General features: G+C 39.1%; 14 protein-coding genes. 11 read left to right on the forward strand and 3 right to left on the reverse strand.

Features of this window, described 5'->3' with window-relative positions:
* Window positions 1-7: 7 nt before the first annotated feature.
* Both O0V13_RS05225 and O0V13_RS05230 read right to left on the reverse strand, forming a co-directional pair.
* Complete coding sequence (locus O0V13_RS05225) at window positions 8-676, reverse strand: hypothetical protein (protein WP_268033941.1); 669 nt, start codon at window positions 674-676, stop codon at window positions 8-10.
* Window positions 676-1,407 (reverse strand): dioxygenase family protein, encoded by a 732-nt coding sequence (locus O0V13_RS05230; protein ID WP_268033942.1) that lies wholly within the window; start codon window positions 1,405-1,407, stop codon window positions 676-678. Before O0V13_RS05230 ends, O0V13_RS05225 begins: the two co-directional genes overlap by 1 nt.
* Before the next feature lie 165 nt (window positions 1,408-1,572).
* Here O0V13_RS05230 and O0V13_RS05235 point away from each other — a divergent pair, with 165 nt between their 5' ends.
* Genes O0V13_RS05235 through O0V13_RS05250 form a run of 4 tightly spaced genes read left to right on the forward strand, consistent with a single transcriptional unit; the run spans window position 1,573 to window position 5,334 of the window.
* On the forward strand, window positions 1,573-3,090 hold the full coding sequence (locus tag O0V13_RS05235) for a M20/M25/M40 family metallo-hydrolase (RefSeq protein WP_268033943.1): 1,518 nt from the start codon (window positions 1,573-1,575) through the stop codon (window positions 3,088-3,090).
* A 12-nt stretch (window positions 3,091-3,102) separates the two neighbouring features.
* Entirely contained in the window at window positions 3,103-3,573 is a 471-nt protein-coding gene (locus O0V13_RS05240) for a hypothetical protein (RefSeq protein WP_268033944.1), read from the forward strand.
* Between the two features lie 52 nt (window positions 3,574-3,625).
* A complete protein-coding gene (locus tag O0V13_RS05245) occupies window positions 3,626-4,516 on the forward strand; it encodes a DUF1684 domain-containing protein (RefSeq protein ID WP_268033945.1) in 891 nt (296 codons plus the stop codon).
* Window positions 4,517-4,521: 5 nt separating this feature from the next.
* Window positions 4,522-5,334 carry a polysaccharide deacetylase family protein gene (locus O0V13_RS05250; RefSeq protein WP_268033946.1) on the forward strand — a complete coding sequence of 271 codons (813 nt, stop codon included), beginning with the start codon at window positions 4,522-4,524 and terminating at the stop codon, window positions 5,332-5,334.
* A 603-nt stretch (window positions 5,335-5,937) separates the two neighbouring features.
* Here O0V13_RS05250 and O0V13_RS05255 read toward each other — a convergent pair.
* A complete protein-coding gene (locus O0V13_RS05255) occupies window positions 5,938-9,003 on the reverse strand; it encodes a VPS10 domain-containing protein (RefSeq protein ID WP_268033947.1) in 3,066 nt (1,021 codons plus the stop codon).
* A 212-nt stretch (window positions 9,004-9,215) separates the two neighbouring features.
* On the opposite strand from O0V13_RS05255, the gene O0V13_RS05260 reads away from it, so the two are divergent.
* The 7 genes from O0V13_RS05260 (at window position 9,216) to O0V13_RS05290 (ending at window position 17,894) form a co-directional block, all read left to right on the forward strand.
* A complete protein-coding gene (locus O0V13_RS05260) occupies window positions 9,216-9,956 on the forward strand; it encodes a glucosamine-6-phosphate deaminase (RefSeq protein WP_442780910.1) in 741 nt (246 codons plus the stop codon).
* Window positions 9,957-10,056: 100 nt separating this feature from the next.
* On the forward strand, window positions 10,057-11,379 hold the full coding sequence (locus tag O0V13_RS05265) for a sugar MFS transporter (protein ID WP_268033949.1): 1,323 nt from the start codon (window positions 10,057-10,059) through the stop codon (window positions 11,377-11,379).
* Window positions 11,367-12,542, forward strand: coding sequence for an N-acetylglucosamine-6-phosphate deacetylase (locus O0V13_RS05270; protein WP_268033950.1), 1,176 nt, complete (start codon window positions 11,367-11,369; stop codon window positions 12,540-12,542). Before O0V13_RS05265 ends, O0V13_RS05270 begins: the two co-directional genes overlap by 13 nt.
* Window positions 12,532-13,869 carry a Gfo/Idh/MocA family protein gene (locus O0V13_RS05275; RefSeq protein ID WP_268033951.1) on the forward strand — a complete coding sequence of 446 codons (1,338 nt, stop codon included), beginning with the start codon at window positions 12,532-12,534 and terminating at the stop codon, window positions 13,867-13,869. Before O0V13_RS05270 ends, O0V13_RS05275 begins: the two co-directional genes overlap by 11 nt.
* 3 nt (window positions 13,870-13,872) lie before the next feature.
* On the forward strand, window positions 13,873-14,991 hold the full coding sequence (locus O0V13_RS05280; protein ID WP_268033952.1) for an acyltransferase family protein: 1,119 nt from the start codon (window positions 13,873-13,875) through the stop codon (window positions 14,989-14,991).
* A gap of 47 nt (window positions 14,992-15,038) precedes the next feature.
* A complete protein-coding gene (locus O0V13_RS05285; protein ID WP_268033953.1) occupies window positions 15,039-16,040 on the forward strand; it encodes a Gfo/Idh/MocA family protein in 1,002 nt (333 codons plus the stop codon).
* Between the two features lie 420 nt (window positions 16,041-16,460).
* Complete coding sequence (locus O0V13_RS05290) at window positions 16,461-17,894, forward strand: hypothetical protein (RefSeq protein WP_268033954.1); 1,434 nt, start codon at window positions 16,461-16,463, stop codon at window positions 17,892-17,894.

Consider the following 17,894-nt stretch of genomic DNA (forward strand, 5'->3'; position numbering starts at 1 on the left):
TCAATTTTTACAAATTCAAGTTTTTATATTCCAATATCAGGATCATAGCTTCTGTCGTCAAGGCTTCCATTTCGAGGATTCCACTCTTATTAATTGATAAAGCATCTCCTTGCTCCAAAAGACAATTTTCAAATTCAAATACTCCTGTTACAGCCATTGAAAATGAAGGACCATAAGATTGATATTCCAAATCTGTTCTGCCTTGTAAATTCCCTAAACAGAGACGGAAAGATTCATCTCCATTCTTGAACTCTGCAATGGTATAGATGTTATTGGCGATGTCTTCCAAGTCAAAATCAAATGTTCTTTCACTATAAAAGTTTTTGGTAGGAACCTCAATTCTAATAAAGTGAACCGGATCTTTATCAAATGGATTCTCCAGTGATAGAGACATTTTCTTTGGAATAAACTTAGACCAAACTTCCCCGGTCTCTACGAACAAACCGGACTCTAATTTTAACTCACCCACTACTGGAATGATCAGCTGCAGAGACGGGGATTTGGTGCCAAGATCTAATTTTTCTCCCGGTAAAATTGTAATCTCAGAAATAGCTATGGAGCCCTCATCAGAAACCTCCAAAACTCTATTTCTTAAAATCATTTTTCCGATTTGATGCATTTCAGCATTCTTACCTAGAAAAATTCTTTTATCGAATATTTCAGTTGTATTTCCCATTAGGAGGCTGCTACAATAGAATGAGTTAATTTAAATCCTTCAGAAATTGAACCTGAAACAATAGCCATCTCAGTAGAAACCCCATCACTAAATACATTATCTCTACTGTTATAAGTATAGCCAGACATACCTTTTTTATAACCATTGGCCGAACTGGCATTCACCTGAACAATAGCTGAGTTACTTCCTTCAGGGAATGCAATCTGAGTTACTTTTATGGATTTCCCTGATGCAGTATACACATGGACATGGATATGGGTAGCGCGGCCGTTGTACCAACCTGGGAAGATGGTGGTGAATGCAACTTTGCCATTTTCGTCTGCTACTTGACGACCGCGCAAGAATGAACTTGAAGTATATCCACTGTATTCAGAATAATTACCATCCTTATCACAATGCCAAATATCAACTAAAGCACCTTCGAGAGGTAGGCATGATTGTGATTGGTCCAAAATGGTGATTTCTACATCAAGTTCGATCCCAGTTCTATCACCTCTGATATCCTCTCTCACCAATGATCCCGGTGAATGTGTAGGGTAAGGGCCTGCGGTTTCTGTGTTGGTCAAAGTACAATCCGAGGAGGTAGTTGAAGAATTTGTACTACTTGAACCATCGTCAGTTACTGTACTCGTCTCATCTATGATTGTATCCGATTCATCGATACATCTTGTCAGTAAAGGAAAAGCAAATGCACTCATGCTCAGCCTTTTGATAAATTCTCTCTTTTTCATGATTTCATGGGTTAGTTAAATTAGATACCCAAATCAACGGCAAATTCTTTCGGTTTGGTTGCCCTTCTCAATCCCTTTGCGACGATCACCTAAAATCTTACGACGAAAAGAAAGTTTTTAATTTTTTTTAAGGAGGATTCTTATCTTTTGAAAAAAAATCACCGCATGAAAAAGCTTCTGATCCTATTGATTCTTTGCTGTATCATAATCCAAAGTCAGGCCCAAATAAAGGCTGATGACATTAGACGAGAATCAAAGAGCTATTTGAAACCATCTCTGGATCAGTTTATTGAATTTCTAAAAATCCCCAATAATGGAAATTACCCGGATCAGATTTTGGATAATTTGAAATGGAGTCAAAATTTATTGGAAAAATTGGGATTCCAGACTCAAATTGTTCAAGCTGGAAATATTCCTCATTTATTCGCACAGGGATCGCAGGATCCTTCTAAGAAGACCATATTGGTTTATATGCAAATAGATGGACAGCCGGCTGATCCGAAGGCATGGAATCAAGCAAATCCCTATATCCCTGTTTTGAAAGAAAAAAAAGATGGGGAATGGGAGGAAATTCCAATGGAAAAAATCCATGGAGAGATTGATATGGATTGGAAAATCTTTGCCAGATCAGCATCTGATTCTAAGGGGCCGGCCAATTCCTTTTTCTCAGCACTTCAGATCATGAAAGCTCAAAATTGGGAGCAAGCTGTAAACTTAAAAATGATTCTAGACTTTCAGGAGGAACTTTCTTCTCCAGAATTGGCAGGTGTGGTAGCCCAAAACAAAGAGCTCTTTGCTGCAGATGGAATACTGATCATGGATGGAACACGACACCTATCCAATCTCCCCAATCTTACCTTCGGAGCGAGAGGAATAGCTACAGCTACCATCAAAGTATTTGGTGCTTCACGAGATCTTCATAGTGGTCAATATGGGAATTTTGCACCTAATCCAGTGTTTTCAATGGCTAGACTATTGGCAGCTATGAAAGATGACGATGGGAAAGTTTTGATTCCAGGCTTTTATGGTGGAGTAAACCTGACTGAGGAAGATATCCGTGCAATGGCTTTGGTACCTGAAAGTTTGGAAGAGATTGAAGATGATTTGGGAATCGCAGAAGCAGAAAAAGTTGGAAACACCTATCAGGAAGCATTGCAATATCCATCCTTGAATGTGAGAGGAATCAACGCAGCTTGGGTAGGGAAAGAAGTACGGACCTTGATCCCTTCAGTAGCAGTGGCAGAATTGGATCTCAGATTGGTGAAAGAAACACCTGGAGAAAGACAATTGAGTCTGCTCAAGGACTTTATAGAAGCCCAAGGGTATCACTTGATAGAAGGAGAAGATCCAACTGATGCCGAGCGAAAGACATTTAAAAAACTAGCTTCATTTACTGTGAAAGAAGGTTCTGAGCCCTTTAGAACCGATATGAACTCAGATTTTGCTCATTGGTTGGAAGCTGGAATGAGAAATGTATTTGGAGACAATTTTATCAATACGAGACAAACCGGAGGCTCTCAACCAATGGCTCCATTTATCAATATTTTGAATGCCCCGGCGGTTTCTGTAAGAATTCCAAATCCCGACAATAGCATCCATGCTCCTAATGAAAATATCCGAATAGGAAACTATTTGGAGGGAATCGAGACTTGTATCAGTATTCTGACCCAACCTTTCAAATAAATTAAATCCTACATGGAAATACCCAGTCTGGCTAACCTTAAAAAAGAGCTTTCTTATCTCTCAGAATCTGAAATCAAAGAATTACTGATTGACTTGATCAAATTCAGCAGGGACAACAAGGCCTATCTTTTTTTCAAATTGTATGAAAAGGATCAACCGGGATTATTTGTAGAATTGGTCAAAGAAGATTTGCTAATAGAGTTTGAAAAAGTAAGAGTGGATCATTCCTATTATGCTAAAAAGGGAATTCAGTCTATTCGAAGAAAAATGAACAAGCTTTTAAAACTATCTAAAATTAAAGAAGACCAAGTCGAAGTTTTGTTGTTTTTCAGCGAAGAAATGAAAGAGAGAGGTTTTTTAAAACATAGAAATCCTGTGATCAAAAATCTATTTGAAATCCAGAAAGGAAAGGTCGAGAAACTGATCGAAAAATTGCACGAAGACCTCCAGTATGATTACATGAATAGATTAGAAGATCTTTGAGTGCTACATCGGGAAAATTCTTAATTTTCAACCCTAGAAAATTTCCCTCCAAATGAAACTTTTGAAATTCTTTCTCTTCCCCATTCTTTTATCAATCAGTTATTCCCTGAGCTTTTCCCAAGTGATCCACAAAGGAAACGAAGGCTATGAAGCTTGGAGACAGGCGAGATTTGAAGAGATCACTACTGAAAATGGATGGCTCAATCTTTCCGGATTATTTTGGTTAGAAGAAAACAAGACATCGCTTAATGAGGCTGGGAATAATTTGAGTTTGGATTCAAATTCTAATGAAAAGAACCTCGGATCATTTAGTATGAAATCTGATTCGGTTTGGTTTATTCCAAACCCAGAAACAAAGAAAAAATTCAACCTGCCTACAAAAGTCCTGCAGTTTCCCGAGGAGCATTATGGGGATCTGGCTATGAAAGTCGGACAATGGAAATGGTCCATCATAGAAAGGGGAGGATTGTATGGAGTTCGTGTTAGAAATCTAAAACATCCAGCTGTCGTACAATTCGAGGGAATTCCTGTCTATGAATACAATCCTGATTGGAATTTTGAAGCCAAGTTTATTCCCAAATTCAACGAATCCATCACTATCACCAATGTCCTTGGTCAAGAATATGACTGGAATGTCATGGGACATATACTTTTCAATTTTAATGGGGTGGATTACGAATTACTCGCTTTGGAAGAAGAGGGAAAACTCTGGGTTATTTTCTCAGATGAAACCAACCTATCTGACACTTATCCAACAGGAAGATATATGTATGTTGGCTTTCCGGATCGAACAGGAAAATTGGCCTTGGACTTCAACTATGCATACAATCCTCCTTGTGCTTTCACCAGTTTTGCAACTTGTCCTATTCCTCCAAAAGAGAACAGGTTAGACTTTGCAATTCCAGCAGGTGAAAAGATGCCTAAGGTTCTTCAAATCCATTAATAAAAATGGAAACGAAAAACCTAAACTTCATTCTTATTTTCTTGATATTATGTACCTTAATATCATTTACTTCATGTAAAGAAAAAACTTTCACAACTTTTGAATCAACTACCCAATCGCAAGAATTCACTTGGGTAAAAGGAGGAATAATTCGAGGAGATTCATCTGAAAAAAGGATAGCATTGATGTTCTCTGGAGATGAATTTGCAGATGGTGGAGAAACCATCTTGAGTACTTTGAAAGAAGAAGAAATTCTAGCTTCATTTTTCTTTACAGGTAACTTTTATAGAAATCCAGATTTCAAAAGCATCATCCAAAACCTAAAGTCTCAAGGCAATTATTTAGGAGCGCATTCAGATAAACATCTCCTGTATTGTTCTTGGGAAAATAGAGATAGTCTTTTGGTCACAAAAGAAGAATTCGAACTTGATCTGATGGGAAACTACGTGGAGATGGAAAAATTCGGAATCAATCCAAAGAAAGCCACCTATTATCTACCTCCTTATGAATGGTACAATGACAGCATCAGTCAATGGACAAAAGATTTGGGTTTCCAATTGATCAATTTCACGCCAGGAACGCTTTCTCATGCCGATTACACTACTCCAGATCTAAAAAATTACCGAAGCAATGAAGTTATTTTGAAGAGTATTTTAAGCTATGAAAAAGAAAAAGGGCTTGAGGGATTTTTATTATTAAGCCATATCGGAGTATCTCCAATAAGGGAAGATAAGTTTTATTTGGAGTTAAAAAGTCTGATTCAGGACTTAAAAGCTAAAGGCTATCAATTTGTGAAGGTTGATGAATTATTAAAATAAATTTATGTCACTTTTGAAAGACCAAAAGTGACCATCCGCGAAATATCGGGAGTCTTTTACCTGAATTGGCTTGAAAATGCCTGCGGACATTTTCTGCCAGATTGGGTCAAATGCTAAAAATCGCAGGATTTCCGAACAAGTTCGGAACTAGCCGATTTTCTTAACGCTTATTGCCTCCAATCCGTCACCAGCCACTTCAAAGCAAATTCCGGAATCTTTTAAATTTCCACTTTTTTTAAATCTTGTTCATAACTCAACTCTAGTGGTGCGGTGGGTGGTCGTAGTCGCGGGGTGTGGGTAGGATTTGTGGGGGGAAGCTTAGCTGCGACTAGGCCTTTTCGTACTTTTGGGCCATGCCAAAAGTACATTCAAGAGTTTGAAATACAGGGTGATTGAATTTAAAAATACTTATAAAAAAAATTAATTTGATTTAAACCCAAAAATGGACAGCGGTGGGTTTTTTGGTCCTTTTTCTTAAAGGTGAAAAAGAACCAAAAATAAATTCTGAAATAAGGTTTCAAATTTAAATACTTTTTAGGTAAAAAATAGCGGAGCCGAATTTCTCCGACTCCGCCTAGAATGACAAATATTCGAAAGAAAAAACTATTTCTTTTCTAAGTCGATCTTCTCAGGAAGCATTTCATTCAAATCTTTCAATTCATTCTGAAGAATCTCATCTAGTTTCTTTAGATGACCTTCCAGTTCCTGACTTAATTCCTCAAATACTACATAAGCAGCATCCGTGGGCTTGGCTTGACCACTTTCAACACTTCTTTGAAGGGATGCTAATCGGTTGTTCAATTTGATAGGGAAGTTCAAAGGATCTTGACCACTTTGGTTTCTCACCTGATAAAGATCTTCCTCGACTACCTGAAGCTTAGACAATAGCTCATCCAACTTTTTCAAAATTCGATTGGATCCAGACTCTTCGATTCCCTCAGCTTGAGATTTAATTTCTCTGATCAAAATCACAGCTTCATTGGCAGCTGAAACCTTATCTCTGATCTGAATGGCCAAATCAAATTGCTCCTGAATATCTCCAGCAGAAACACCCTCCAAATTAGGATCCATTTCTAGTTCAAAGGAAGTTTTTGGATTTGATCCCAAAGCTTCCAATTCTACCAGATATTCACCAATTGGTGCCATAGGGCCCCTTTGTGGTCTAGCTGACCAAATAATCATCCCATCAAAAACAGTAGATCCTGGATAGCGCATGTCCCAAGTGAAGGTATTTAAACCAGCTTTCAAACCAGGATTATTTCTCCCTTTGCTATCCTTTTTACCTACATATGTTTGAATCAAATTCCCTTCCTGATCCTTGATATGGATAGTTACAGAATCAGCTTCTTCTGGTAAATAATACTGAATGGCTGCATTGTAGACTCCACGAATTGGATTCGCAGGCTGAAAGAGAGTGACTTGATTGGTTTTCTCTACCTCCATCGCATCACGAAGTGGTCTGATGTCATCCAAAATCCAGAATCCTCGTCCATGGGACCCTAGTACTACATCATCATTTTTCAATACCAAATCACGGATAGGAGTGTCCGGCAAGTTTAACTGTAAGGATTGCCACATTTCTCCATCATTGAAAGAAACATAAACTCCATGCTCAGTGGCTAAATAAAGTATTCCTGGCTTTTCCAGATCCTCTCTGATAGCTCTTGCAAAATGCCCATCTTCGATACCATTGATGATTTTGGTCCAGCTTTTACCAAAGTCCTTAGTCTTGAATACATATGGTTGACGATCATCCACTTGATAGCGATTGGCTGCCAAATAAAGGGTTCCCGGTTCAAATTTCCCTTCATCGATAATACTTACTCTTGAAAACTTAGGAAGATCTGGAGGGGTGATATTTTCCCAGTTTTTCCCACCATCTCTGGTGATATGAACCATTCCGTCATCAGAGCCTGCCCAAATAGTATTGACATCATGTTGCGATGGAGCCAAGGCAAAAACTGTCGCATAGATTTCAGGCCCATTCATATCCATAGTGATCACGCCACCTGTTTTACCAAGTGTTTCAGGATCCGCATAAGTCAAATCAGGACTGATTTTTTCCCAAGTCTGTCCATCATTTGTCGTTTTCCAAATATGCTGAGAAGTGGTATACATAATGGATGGATCCAAAGGAGAAAACATTATTGGGAATGTCCATTGCCATCTTTCAGGAAGGGCAGAAGCTGGCTCTCCGGAAAAGAACCTAGGATAGACCTGAATGTCTCTAACCTGACCTGTAGCTCTATTGTATCGAGTTAAAAGCGCTCCTTGAGAACCCGCATAAAAGACATCTGGGTCAGTAGGACTTTGGGTAATCCAACCGCTTTCTCCGCCGCCTACTGCATAATGCCAACCATGACTTGGACCTCTACCAGACATGTGATTCCAGCCTTCAGAAGGCATAGCTAAAGTTGAATTATCCTGCTGAGCACCTGCTACATGATAGGGAACATCTGAAGTAGCCATTACATGGTAAAACTGAGATGTTGGATAGTCTTCTTCTGTCCAAGTTTCCCCTCCATCAATGGTGACAACACCACCACCGTCATTTGAGCTGATCATCCTTTTTGGATTATTGGGATCAATCCAGAGGTCGTGATTATCACCGTGAGGAACTGTGATTTCTTTATCAAAAGTCTTTCCTCCATCTGTAGATTTCCAAAAATCAACATTCAATCCATAAACCGTTTCTGGATCTTTTGGATCAGCATAAATTCGAGAATAATAGAATGCTCGCTGACGAAGCTTTCTTTCATTATTCACCATTTCCCAAGTTTTACCAGCATCATCCGAACGGAAAACTCCTCCTTCATTTGCTTCCACTATTGCCCAAACCCGATTAGGATTGACAGGGGAGACGGTTACTCCAATTTTTCCGATAGGGCCTTCAGGCATCCCGGGATTAGAAGTCAAATCCATCCAAGTTTCTCCACCATCTGTGGACTTCCAAAGTTTGCTATCAGGACCACCTCCCCACATTTTCCAGGCTTTTCTATAAACCTGCCAAGTAGAGGCATATAGGACATCAGGGTTGGTACTATCAATGATCAAATCAGCTGCACCAGCCTTATCACTGACATAAAGAACTTTTTCCCAGGTTTCACCACCATCCTTGGATCGAAAAACGCCTCTTTCTTCATTTTCTCCATAAGGATGACCCAATGCTGCTACATAAACAATATCTGGATTGCTAGGATGAATTCTGATTCTTGAAATGGCCTGAGTTTCCTTCAAACCCATATGAGTCCAAGTCTTTCCAGCATCTGAAGATTTATAAACTCCATCTCCTTGTGTAATACTACCTCTTAATTGGGTTTCTCCTCCTCCAATAAAAACTATATCAGGATTAGACTCAGCTACTGCAACAGCTCCTATACTTGAAGAAGAAATCTGGCCATCTGTTACAGGAAACCAATCATTTCCTCCGTTAACTGTTTTCCATAATCCACCTCCTGTGGCTCCAAAATAATATTCATTAGGTCTGCTTGGACTTCCTGCAGATCCAAGTGATCTACCTCCTCTGTCCGGACCGATATTTCTCCATTTATAACTACTGTAAAAGGCTGTATCAACGGGGAGTTGATCTTGGGCTTGTCCCAATGAAGGGGACAAAAATAGCCCAAATAGGCCCGCCAAGGCCCATGGGTAAGGGTAATTCTTTTTCATTCTCTTAAGGTTAGTTGATCTTAGCTGAAATTACGAAATTCAGGTTAGTGATTAATGTAGCTTTTTGAGATTGGACTGACTTTCTGATGAAAGGTGATTCCTCCAGAGCCAGAACATTTCTTTTTACATGAATTTTCTTCTAATTAGGGTAAAGGATGCATTCTTCAAAAAATTCCATTATCATAGAAGGGAACAAAGCCACGAATACTTTTATGATCCACAAAACCATAACAAAAGACGCAAAAATCTTGGGCCAAATGGCTGGCGAAATTGGAGCTTCAATGATTAGAAACACTATCGCTTCAAAAGGGGAAGCCTCCATTATTTTAGCGACAGGAACAAGCCAATTTGAAACTCTCAATCAACTCTTAAAGGAAAAGGATATTGATTGGTCTTTAGTGACTGTTTTTCATTTGGATGAATACATTGGTCTGCCCATTTCCCATCCAGCGAGCTTTAGAAAATATCTCAAAGAACGATTTTTTGATAAGGTTGAATTGAAAGCATACCATTTGATCAATGGAGAAAATGACCCAGAAAAGGAATGTGAAAGGCTAGCAGGCCTAATCGAAAAACATCCCATTGAGGTGGCTTTTGTCGGAATAGGAGAGAACGGACATTTGGCTTTCAATGATCCTCCTGCAGATTTTGGGACCAAAAAGCCCTATTTGGTTGTCGATTTGGATGAAGCTTGTAGAAAGCAACAATTGGGTGAAGGCTGGTTTCCTAGCTTGGAAGCAGTTCCGGAAAAAGCGATTTCAATGTCAGTTCATCAAATTATGAAGTCCAGATTTATCATTTGTTCTGTTCCGGATCAACGAAAAGCGCAAGCGGTCAAAGATTGCTTGGAAGGAACAGTTAATCCTATGCATCCAGCATCAATTCTACAAGATCATCCTGATTGCAGGCTTTTTCTGGATCAAGAATCTTCATCCTTACTTTCCAGCACTTGATGTGAAAAGACTTGTTTGATTGAATGAAAATTTTGTATTTATAGGAAAACCGAAAAATCATTTCGAAAACCCCTAATAACTCAATCAATCTGTATTCTTTATGTCTTCAAGCCCCGCGGCAGTAAAAGCAGAGTCACTTAGTCAAAAAGATGCCTGGATTTCAATAGGTATCATCGGCATGCTTTTCTTCATTTTTGGATTTGTTTCCTGGGTAAATGCAATCCTGATTCCTTATTTCAAAATCACTTTTACCCTCAGCAATTTTGACTCTTACTTAGTCGCTTTTGCCTTTTACATTTCCTATTTGGTCATGTCTCTTCCATCTTCCTATCTACTCAAAGCAGTGGGGTTCAAGAAAGGAATGATGTACGGATTCTTTGCCATGGCGGTTGGTGCTTATCTATTTATTCCTGCAGCTTTGACGAAGACGTATGAATTGTTCTTACTCGGACTTTTCACGCTAGGTACAGGACTTGCAGTCCTACAAACTGCAGCCAACCCCTATGTGACCATTTTAGGACCTAAAGAAAGAGCTGCTCAGCGAATCAGTATCATGGGCATTTTCAATAAGGGAGCAGGAATCTTGGCGCCCATTCTATTTGCTGCAGTCGTACTTCGGGTGGGAGACAGTGAATTGTTCCAGCAACTGGATCAGATGAGCCCCGAAGCCAAAGATGCCGCTACCACGGAGCTAATTCGAAGGGTGATCAATCCTTATGCTGTGGTTGGAACTGTATTGGTTGTATTGGGAATCTTTGTCAGGTTTTCTCCACTTCCTGAAATAGATACAGAACATGAATCAGAGGAAGTAGCTCAAGCGAACTCTGGAAAAACAAGCATCCTTCAATTTCCTCATTTGATTTTGGGGGCATTTGCAATTTTTCTTCATGTAGGCACCCAAGTAATTGCTATCGACACTGTGATTCCCTATGCCAATTCATTTGGAATTTCCTTATTGGATGCAAAGGTTTTCCCTTCGTTTACCTTGGCTTTTACTATTTTGGGCTATTTGATCGGGATATCCCTGATCCCAAAATTCATCTCTCAGGTGAATGTTTTAAGGATTTGTACCCTTTTGGGAACTGTACTCACTTTGCTCATCGTCTTTGCCAGTGGCCCGATCCAATTTTGGGGAATGACCGTCGATATTTCAATTTTGTTTGTGGTTTTGCTGGGTCTGGCTAATTCACTGGTTTGGGCGGGTATTTGGCCTTTGGCTCTCGATGGATTGGGAAGATTTACCAAGGTAGGTGCTTCGATCTTGATCATGGGCTTGTGTGGAAATGCTATCATGCCTATGATTTATGGTTATTTCGCTGATTTATACACAGTTAAAATGGCCTATTGGGTATTGTTTCCCTGCTATTTGTATTTGGTTTTTTATGCTGTGAAAGGTCATCAAATTAAGTCATGGAAAAGCTAGTTGCCCAAAATATCCAAGATGGTAAGCCTTATGAGATTACCATTAAGGACAATGAAATCCAATCAATCGTAATTACTGAAAGTGAGGAAATTCCAGAGTTCTATTTTGGTCCCGGATTCTTTGATATTCAAGTCAATGGATACGCAGGACATGATTATAATTTGGTTCAAGATTATTTTTTGAATTTAGGTCAAATCTCTAAAAAACTTTCAAAAAAGGGAATTACGAGGCATTTACCAACAGTAATTACCAATAGCAAAAAACAATTGGGAAAGCTTTTTCACCAATTGACATTGTTGTTGGAATCCAATCACATTTATCAGAAATGTATTCCAGCTTTCCATCTAGAGGGACCATTTATTTCCCCAGAAGACGGCCCCAGGGGAGCCCATTTCAAAGAATTTGTTTGTGCACCCAATTGGGACTGGTTCCAGTATTGGCAAGATATCGCAGGAGGAAGAATCAAATTGATCACACTTTCTCCGGAATGGGAGGGTAGTAATTCTTTCATAGAAAAATGTGTGGAATCTGGGGTTAAAGTTTCTATTGGTCATACATCTGCCAATCAACAACAAATAGAGGGTGCTGTAAAAGCCGGGGCAAGTTTGTCAACTCATTTGGGAAATGGAGCACACGGGATTCTTCCAAGGCATCCTAATTACATATGGTCCCAATTAGCTGAAGAGAAACTCTGTGCAAGCATCATTGCAGATGGGTTTCACCTTCCCAAAGAAGTCATCAAAGTTCTCCAAAAAGTAAAAGGAGATCAACTCTTCTTGGTAAGTGATTCGGTTGCTTTGGCAGGCATGAAACCTGGTGATTATGAAACACCTGTTGGTGGAAAAGTAAGCCTTACCAAAGAAGGAAAATTACACCTCAAAGATAAACCTGGAATGCTTGCAGGATCAGCCATGAACCTACTTCAAGGATTCAATTTTTTACTTAAAAATAATCTGGCGTCTATTCAAGAAGCTTGGAAAATGGCATCTCAAAGGCCTGAAAAGTACATCTTCACAGAAACTGAACCTTGGTACGCAGATAAAAAGAAGGAATTCATCATCCTCAAAAAATCTAAAGATTCTCAATTTGACCATTATAAAACTTTTATATCGGGAAAAGAAACCTTTCCAAACACCATACAATCCATAAACTATGAGCAATAAATCCAATCGTCGCAAATTCATAAAAACAGTCAGTACCGGCACTCTTGGAATGGGTGTGGTTGCCCCAGCTTTTTCCTTTAATATTCTTTCATCTTATCCTCTAAAAGATAAGTACCGGGTAGCTGTGATAGGAGTAAATAGCCGTGGGAGCCAGCATATTCAGGCGCTTTCAAAAATCCCAAATGTGGAAATTGTATACATCTGTGATGTGGATTCCAATGCATTGCAAAAAGGAATTGATCTGGCCTTAAAATCTGGAAGTTCAAATCCTCCAAAAGGTGAAAAAGACTTTAGGAAAGCTTTGGATGATAAGACTTTGGATGCTGTGACCATTGCCATGCCAGACCATTGGCATATGCCAGCGGCAATGTTGGCGCTTCAGACAGGAAAACATGTGTATATCGAAAAGCCAGGATCGCACAATCCCGCTGAAGCTGATCTATTAACTGAAGCCGTCCAGAAATATGGGAAAGTAGTCCAAATGGGAAATCAGCGCAGATCTTGGCCAAGAGTGCGTGAAGCGATGAATGAATTGCATTCTGGAACATTAGGGAGAGTCTATTATGCGAGAACTTGGTATTCGAACACAAGACCTTCTATCGGTTTTGGAAAACAGGCAAGTATTCCAGATTGGTTGAATTTTGAATTATGGCAAGGGCCAGCTCCTAGACAAGAATTCAAGGATAACTTGATTCACTATAACTGGCATTGGTTCTGGAATTGGGGGACAGGCGAAATTGTGAACAATGGGGTTCATTTTTTGGATTTAGCTCGATGGGGATTACAAGTCAATTATCCTTCAAAAGTCTACTCCAATGGAGGAAGGTATCAATATCAGGATGATTGGCAGACCCCGGATACACAAACAGCCTCGTATGATTTTGAAGATGGAAAATCAATCCTATGGGAGGGACGGAGCTGTAATGCTAGGAGTATCAACGGAATGGGTTCAGGGGTATCTTTTCATGGAGAAAATGGCACACTCGAACTCCTCAACAATTCCTATAAAATCTATGACAATAAAAATGAATTGATCAAAAGTGCCGAACCTACCACCAATATCGTGGTGGATCAAAAAGGAGCAGGTTTTGACATGGATGTTGATCATTTTCAAAACTTTATCAATGCGATAGATAAAGGCGATGCGCTTATTTCGCCTTATCCAGAAATCAAAAAAAGTGTGTTACTCTGTCATTTGGGCAATATCTCTTATCGAACCGGAAGAGCTTTAAATATCGATACGTCAACAGGAAAAATTAAAAACGATTCAGAGGCGATGAAACTCTGGGGGAGAGACTATCAACCTGGATGGGAACCAACCTTATAAGCCATGGACCTTGAACTCAATAAACCCTCAAAACGACTGATTTCTATAGATGCACTTCGTGGCTTTGACATGTTGATGATCTGTGGTGCCGATGCCTTTTTTATGAGTTTACATGGCAAAACAAATTGGCCTTGGCTCAATGGATTGGCAGAACAATTTGAACATCCAGAATGGATAGGTTTTGTTTTTTACGACTTCATTTTCCCTCTATTCCTTTTTCTAGCAGGTGTTTCTATTCCTTTTTCATTGAAAAAAGCCAAAGAGAAAAACCTTCCCAAAAAGGAAATATATAAAAAGGCTGCGATCCGGGCTTTGATTCTTATTGCCTTGGGTATGCTCTATAAAAACGCGCCCTTTCCATTCTTTGAATGGGATCAGATCAGGATGGGAAGCGTATTAGGAAGAATAGGGATTGCCGGGCTGGTTACCGTCTTTTTATACCTAAATCTAGATTCGGTCAAAAGGCTAGGGGTGGCTGCATTGATTCTGTTGGCTTATTATGCAGCTGTCTTTCTGGTTCCTGTCCCGGGTTATGGAGCTGGAGACCTCAGTTTTGACGGAAACTTGATTGGTTGGTTTGACAGAACATTTCTTCCTGGGAGACTATTACAGGGTAATTTCGATGAATTGGGAATTCTGACCACCTTACCTGCCATCTGCTTGACCATTTTTGGAGCCCAAGCCGGTGAGATACTAAAAGATCCCAATCGCACTGATAGCAAAAAGCTTCAGCAATTGATGTTTTTTGGTATTTCTTTCTTATTGATTGCCTTTATCTGGAACTTCCATTTCCCGATTTTCAAAAGAATGTGGACTAGTTCATTTATCATGCTTACTGGTGGCATGGCCTTTATCGTTTTAGGATTATTTTATTGGGTGATTGATATCCTCAAATTCCAGAGGTGGACCTTCTTTTTTGTTGTGATTGGCATGAATAGTTTGACCATTTACTTAGTCTATCGATTTGTCAATTTCCGCTTTACTTCCAGGATGCTTTTCGAAGGACTTTATAAGCCTTTCGGAGAAAACTGGATGCCTGTTTTTGAAAGCTTGGGAGCATTGCTTCTAGTTTGGCTTTTCTTATATTTTCTCTACAAAAGAAAGATATTCTTTAAAGTATAATTAAAAATTTAAACATAGCATTTTAAAAACTTATTATTCAATAGTTTATGAATTCATCAAGAAGAAGTTTTATCCAAAAATCCATGGTGTTGGGAGCCGCTGCAAGTATAGGAACATTTACATTTTCCAAAGATGGAAAAGCTCAAAATGCGCTGATAAAAATTGGAATTATTGGATTGGACACTTCACACTCTCCGGCATTCACCAAACTCTTCAATGCTGAAAATCCAAAACCTGAATTATCAGGTTTTAAAGTTGTGGCCGCCTATCCCTATGGTAGCAAGGACATAGAATCGAGTTATAAAAGGATTCCAGACTACATTCATCAAGTAGAGGAATTAGGAGTGGAAATCGTGGATTCAATTGATTCATTATTAAGCAAAGTGGACGTAGTTCTTTTGGAAACGAACGATGGAAAACCGAGACTGGAACAAGCTCTTCAGGTGATTAAAGCTAAGAAGCTATTTTTCATAGACAAACCGGTAGCTTCTAGCTATACAGATACCTTGAAAATTTACCAAGAGGCCGAGAAAAATGGAGTTCCCATATTTTCTGCTTCCTCTTTGCGCTATTTGAGCAATGCACAAGCGGTAAGAAATGATAATAAAATCGGAAAAGTGCTGGGATGTGATGCATTTAGTCCTGCCACATTGGAACCGGGACATCCTGATCTATTCTGGTATGGGATCCATGGGGTAGAAATCCTTTTTACGGTGATGGGTCCAGGATGTGAATCAGTTACACGTTTTCAAACTCCTGATACTGAGGTGGTCGTAGGGAAATGGAAAGATGGGAGAATCGGAACTTTCCGAGGAATGAGAGCTGGAAAACATGAATATGGAGGAACTGCTTTTGGAACTGAAGGAAATCTCGTTTTAGGAAATTATGAAGGATACGAGCCTTTAGCTATACACATTGCGCAATTTTTCAAGACTGGAAAATCTCCAGTTTCTGACGCTGAAACTTTAGAAATATATGCTTTTATGGAAGCAGCAGACGAAAGCAAAAGAAGAGGAGGGGCAAGTGTAAATCTTGGAAGTATCAATTAATTTAAATGTATATCCACTTTTGATCCACAACCCCGATTTCCTTTGTTGATCAGGGCCGGAAGATAGATGACCGAAGTTCGCAAGTCCTGATCTTTAAAGTTATTTCTTAACCTTTTAATTCTGGCAAGATTACGAATAATCGTATTTGCAATCTTGCTTTAAAAGGGGTTCAAATTTTTTTAAACCCTTCCAATAAACGACTGATTTTTAATTAGATATAAAATATAATTAATCCATAAAAGATTTTTAAAACCATATTTTTTCTCTAATTTTTCATAATACAAATACATTTTTATTGAATTCAAATACAGTAAAAAGCCGTTAATTATTATTTATAACCTATTGATTTTTAGTGACTTAAAAGTGTTAAATTAGATTACATTTTAAGTTCATTTTTTATTAACCATAAATCTTTTAGATATGTATTATTTCAAATTTCCCCAAAGGGTTAAATACCTTTTGTATTTAGCCTGTACAGTTTTCATTTTAGATTCCTGTTCTCCTCCAAGCACCTCTACTGAAACAGTTGGAAAAACAAACGGAAAGGTTGTCAAAAATAACTTTCCTGATTTCGGTAGGATGATCAGTCCTGCAGAGTTCCACACTAAGTATCCCAACGATCGTGTATTCAAACTGAGTCAGGATTATCCTTTGGAGATGCCTGATGATTCGCAAATTCCAAGCTTTTTTGATATTCCATTTGATGATGATGAAAGATGGATGGAATACATTAATGCTGTTAGAGATTATGCGTTCGAAGGGATGATTGATGTGGATTTCATTGCACAGGAATCAAAAGTCAGGAATTGGTACCATATGCCTTGGATGCATTGGGGGCCACAGGGTTCTGAAGGTTTCCATGGACTAGCCAAGGAAGCAGAAATCGGACCTTACCAATTAGGTCCTAATCAAAAAACGTCTCATCAAACCTATGCTTTGGGTTTTTACAATGAATTTGCAGGCTATACACTGGCTCAAATGTGGAAAGACAAGGATAATCCTGATCCCTATGCTACTCAGAAACCCAATGGATTCCCAGTTGGCACTGTGATTTTCAAATTACTTTTTACCGACGCAGATGAGTCTGAGGTGGATTATTTGGTCAATCCAATGACTTGGAACGCCTATATCACACCCACATGGAATAATGGATTGGATACAGGAAGAATTGTCAAAAAAATGCATCTGATTCAAATGGATGTGATGGTTCGTGATCCTCGAGCTGATCAATATGGTACTGGTTGGGTGTTTGGTACCTTCTGCTACAATGGCAAATTGAATAATGGAAAAGAAGGCTCTTTTAGAGCTGAAAACTTGGTTCCTGTTGGGATTCAATTTGGAAATGATCCTCAGGACACCACAAATTTCATCAATCCATATCCGGTGACTAAAACTATCATCAATCCTAATCTGAAACAAACCAAAATCAATCCGGATTCTACCCAATTGCCTCCACAACACTTAGGCTGGGGGGGAAGGCTGGATGGTCCGGTAGATTTGAATACTTCTTCTTGTATGTCTTGTCATGCAACTGCCGAATTCCCTCAGATTGCAGCTTTGGTACCGAAAGAATCATTTATCGGAGACACCAATGCTTTGGGACAATTAACCAAATTGACAGAAACCCAAGCTCAAGAATTCATTGAGTATTTTAAAAATCTGGAATGTGCAACCCCATACACAGCAGATGCAACGTCTTGTGATTTTTCTCTTCAGGTCTCTTTGGCACTGGGATATTTTACAGAATGGAAGGATGAGGAGGTAAAAGGGTATTGGACTTCTGAATTTGAAAGACTACCTGTAGAAATGAATCGTGACGGCTCCTTAAAAATCAATGTACCTCAACCAGATTGA

This window comes from Algoriphagus sp. PAP.12 (assembly GCF_026652115.1).
In the GTDB taxonomy this organism is placed as follows: domain Bacteria; phylum Bacteroidota; class Bacteroidia; order Cytophagales; family Cyclobacteriaceae; genus Algoriphagus.

Excerpts from the sequence above, each read along its gene's own strand:
- O0V13_RS05225 (WP_268033941.1), bottom strand. The coding sequence starts at position 676 with ATGGGAAATACAACTGAAATATTCGATAAAAGAATTTTTCTAGGTAAG.
- O0V13_RS05255 (WP_268033947.1), bottom strand. The coding sequence starts at position 9,003 with ATGAAAAAGAATTACCCTTACCCATGGGCCTTGGCGGGCCTATTTGGG.
- O0V13_RS05245 (WP_268033945.1), top strand. The coding sequence starts at position 3,626 with ATGAAACTTTTGAAATTCTTTCTCTTCCCCATTCTTTTATCAATCAGT.
- O0V13_RS05240 (WP_268033944.1), top strand. The coding sequence starts at position 3,103 with ATGGAAATACCCAGTCTGGCTAACCTTAAAAAAGAGCTTTCTTATCTC.
- O0V13_RS05250 (WP_268033946.1), top strand. The coding sequence starts at position 4,522 with ATGGAAACGAAAAACCTAAACTTCATTCTTATTTTCTTGATATTATGT.
- O0V13_RS05270 (WP_268033950.1), top strand. The coding sequence starts at position 11,367 with ATGGAAAAGCTAGTTGCCCAAAATATCCAAGATGGTAAGCCTTATGAG.
- O0V13_RS05290 (WP_268033954.1), top strand. The coding sequence starts at position 16,461 with ATGTATTATTTCAAATTTCCCCAAAGGGTTAAATACCTTTTGTATTTA.
- O0V13_RS05265 (WP_268033949.1), top strand. The coding sequence starts at position 10,057 with ATGTCTTCAAGCCCCGCGGCAGTAAAAGCAGAGTCACTTAGTCAAAAA.
- O0V13_RS05275 (WP_268033951.1), top strand. The coding sequence starts at position 12,532 with ATGAGCAATAAATCCAATCGTCGCAAATTCATAAAAACAGTCAGTACC.
- O0V13_RS05285 (WP_268033953.1), top strand. The coding sequence starts at position 15,039 with ATGAATTCATCAAGAAGAAGTTTTATCCAAAAATCCATGGTGTTGGGA.
- O0V13_RS05235 (WP_268033943.1), top strand. The coding sequence starts at position 1,573 with ATGAAAAAGCTTCTGATCCTATTGATTCTTTGCTGTATCATAATCCAA.
- O0V13_RS05280 (WP_268033952.1), top strand. The coding sequence starts at position 13,873 with ATGGACCTTGAACTCAATAAACCCTCAAAACGACTGATTTCTATAGAT.
- O0V13_RS05260 (WP_442780910.1), top strand. The coding sequence starts at position 9,216 with ATGATCCACAAAACCATAACAAAAGACGCAAAAATCTTGGGCCAAATG.
- O0V13_RS05230 (WP_268033942.1), bottom strand. The coding sequence starts at position 1,407 with ATGAAAAAGAGAGAATTTATCAAAAGGCTGAGCATGAGTGCATTTGCT.